The organism is Chitinophaga sp. (genome assembly GCF_035564935.1).
GTDB lineage: Bacteria > Bacteroidota > Bacteroidia > Chitinophagales > Chitinophagaceae > Chitinophaga.
In genome coordinates this window covers 1-2,964 of record NZ_DATMTE010000174.1, presented here as the reverse complement: position 1 = coordinate 2,964, position 2,964 = coordinate 1, and the positions used below count along the sequence as shown (strand labels likewise).

3 protein-coding genes are annotated in these 2,964 nt (G+C 44.2%); 1 reads left to right on the top strand and 2 read right to left on the bottom strand.

Features of this window, described 5'->3' with window-relative positions; translation table 11 throughout:
• The coding region (locus VN105_RS04625; RefSeq protein ID WP_325638397.1) for a gliding motility-associated C-terminal domain-containing protein at positions 1-1,387 on the top strand (1,387 nt) is incomplete at its 5' end.
• 24 nt (positions 1,388-1,411) lie between these two features.
• On the opposite strand, the gene VN105_RS04620 is transcribed toward VN105_RS04625, so the two are convergent.
• Entirely contained in the window at positions 1,412-2,146 is a 735-nt protein-coding gene (locus VN105_RS04620) for a tyrosine-protein phosphatase (RefSeq protein ID WP_325638395.1), read from the bottom strand.
• 41 nt (positions 2,147-2,187) lie between these two features.
• Positions 2,188-2,661, bottom strand: coding sequence for a GAF domain-containing protein (locus VN105_RS04615; RefSeq protein ID WP_325638393.1), 474 nt, complete (start codon positions 2,659-2,661; stop codon positions 2,188-2,190).
• Between the last annotated feature and the right edge of the window lie 303 nt (positions 2,662-2,964).

The following is a 2,964-nucleotide window of genomic DNA, read 5'->3' as shown; positions in this document are numbered from 1 at the left end:
AACAGGCACTCCCGACATTCAACCGGGAGTTTTCAACATTGTTCAGCCTGCTTCAGATGGAAAGTCTTATGTAGGGCTACACAGCGGCGCTTTATGGCCCGAAGGAATCACCCAGATGGTAGATATGAAAGGAGGACACAGTTATGCGCTTTCTTTTGATTTAGCCTACACAGCATTTTATGCCTATGCAGGATGTTATGGGAATATGGCTATTTACGGAGGCGACAAACAGGGAGATACCACTGAATTATTATGGCGGTCAGGCCCATTCTACCATACAAGCTGGAAAAAGTATAATGCTGTAATAAGTCCTTCCCGTGATTATAAATACATTTCATTCCTGGCGGACGGGAATATTGACTGCGAAAAAAGCGCATATGGATCTATCGTTCTGATAGATAATTTATCTTCTTCCCTCCGGGAAATACCACAGGTTATTATTTCCGTTGAAAATACGTGTAAGGGCAAAGATATGGGTGTTGCATCGGCAAAGGTGATCGGCAATGCCGGACCATATACCTATTCATGGATGCCCGGCGGTCAGACAACAAGCAGGATTGATCATCTTCCCTATGGCAATTACCAGGTAACGGTCATATCATCAACTGGCACAAGTGCAACAGCAACTATAACCGTAAAAGAAATAGAATTAAAAAGTACGGTCACAGTTACGTTATCCGGCTGTTATGGAGAGGCGAAAAACCAGATCAACATCTCCACTCAGGGCGGGATGGCACCTTACCGTTTTTATTTAAATGATGCAATCCTGCCCAGCTATTCTCCCGATTTTAAGGAATTGAAGGCAGGGAATTATTCTGTTACTATAAGGGATGACATGGGTTGTGAAGCCAAATTGTTAAATATAAAAGTAAACGAACCTCCTCCCTTGCAAATAACGACGGTTAGCACAGCAGATATCACTTGCAGTGAAACTACAGATGGGAGAATTGAAGTGGCTGTAACGGGGGGAAAACCTCCTTACCTGTATAAGATGGAAACCTCAGACTGGCAGGGCGATAAGTTCTGGAAGCAGCTCAATGAAGGCAGGTATTATTTTGTAGTAAAAGATCAAAACAATTGTATCAGTCGCGGCTCTGCGGAAATCTTCAGAAATCAGCGGGCTTGTGCGGTATATGTACCTACGGCATTTAAACCTAACGGTGATGGGCAAAATGACCTTTTTCGCATAAGAGTAAATGATGATATCAGTAATTATAAATTAACCATATACAACCGATGGGGAGTACTCGTTTTTTTAAGTAATGACCCCCGGGCCGGCTGGGATGGTGCAAAACAACAGGGGGGCTGTTATGCGTGGATGCTTACTTATACGGATAGTAAGAAGCAGATGCGCAAGCAACTTGGAAATCTGATTTTAATAAGATAGCAGGTTTATCAGTGCTTCGTTCAATTACAATATTGAATTTTTGAAAGGATATTTTTCCAGTGTGTTGCAGAGTTTTTTATTTTTACCAATACCTGCAATGGCCCCCAGGTGCTTTTCATGATGCAGATCCGTACCGATCAGGTCCGGTAATCCCGCAGCCATCAGCTTTTCAGCCGTTTGCTGCACATGTTTCCCATAATAGCCGGTGAGCGACAGCAGGTTAAGCTGCAACAGGCAACCCTGCTGCTTCAACTGCTCGTACTGTGGTATATTTGCATGGTAGTAACCGTACCGCTCCGGGTGGGCCAGCACAGGCTGATAACCCGCGGCCTGTATGTCAAACAGCCACTGCGCCAGTTGCGGCGGGGCAGACATAAACGAAATTTCCACCAATACCATATTTCCGCTGATTGTAAGTAAAGGTTGCTGCATCAATGGCACAAACTGTTCGTCGAGATAATATTCTGCAGCAAAATGAAAGGGGAGAGCGTTGTTTCTCCTGGCCAGTTCCTGTTGCACCAGCTGGTAGGGCGCTGTTAAAGTATCGGCGGAATTAGGGAACCTGTCCATCATTACATGCGGGGTGGTTACAATTTTACGGATCCCCATGGCCTGCAGCTCTTCAATAAAATGAACGGATGTTTCCACATCAGGCACACCATCGTCTACACCGGGTATGAGGTGGGAGTGAATATCTGTAGATATGAATGCCAGCAGATCTGCAGGCGGCGCTGTATTTTTTTTTCTAAAAAAAAGCATAATGGTTTCTCAATAAAGCGATGATATAAAAATTCGCCCTGTCATAACACAATCAGTGCCACAATTTCCTCCAGGTATTGCTGATCTGTAGTGTCAAAATGAGCGGGATGCACGCTATCCACATCCAGTATGGCTTTTACTTCGCCATTGCGGATCAGCGGCACTACTATTTCCGATTTTGATAAGCTGCTGCAGGCAATATGCCCCGGGAAGGCTTCCACATCAGGTACAATAAGCGTGGCGGCCTGTGCCCAGCTACTGCCGCAAACACCCCTGTTCTTACGGATACGGGTACACGCTACAGGCCCCTGGAACGGGCCAAGCACCAGTTCATCTCCTTTCACCAGGTAAAATCCTACCCATAGCCATCCAAACTGCTCTTTCAGCGCAGCGGCTACATTGCCAAGATTCGCTACCAGGTCGGGTTCTCCTTCCAGCAATCCTTTTATCTGCGGAATCAGGGAAGTATACTGCGCTGCTTTATCTCCCTTGATGATTTGTAAGTCTTCTGCCATTTTAGTAGGTATTAATATTGCAAAAGTCCGGAAAATTTATATTATATTTATCGATGTAACCGTTAAAGAATTTTAAAGTATCGCTGTTAACCATTCAACCATTTTATTACCTGTTTAAGCATAGTTTTTTTATTCTTGGTCCTATTTTTTATCTGCAGGAAGCTTAATTAAAATATCTTTGACAGACTATGAAATTACCGGACGTAATATTAGTGAACGAACAGGATGAGGCTATTGGAACGATGGAGAAGATGGAAGCTCATGAGAAAGGATTACTCCATCGCGCTTTTTCTGTATTTATCA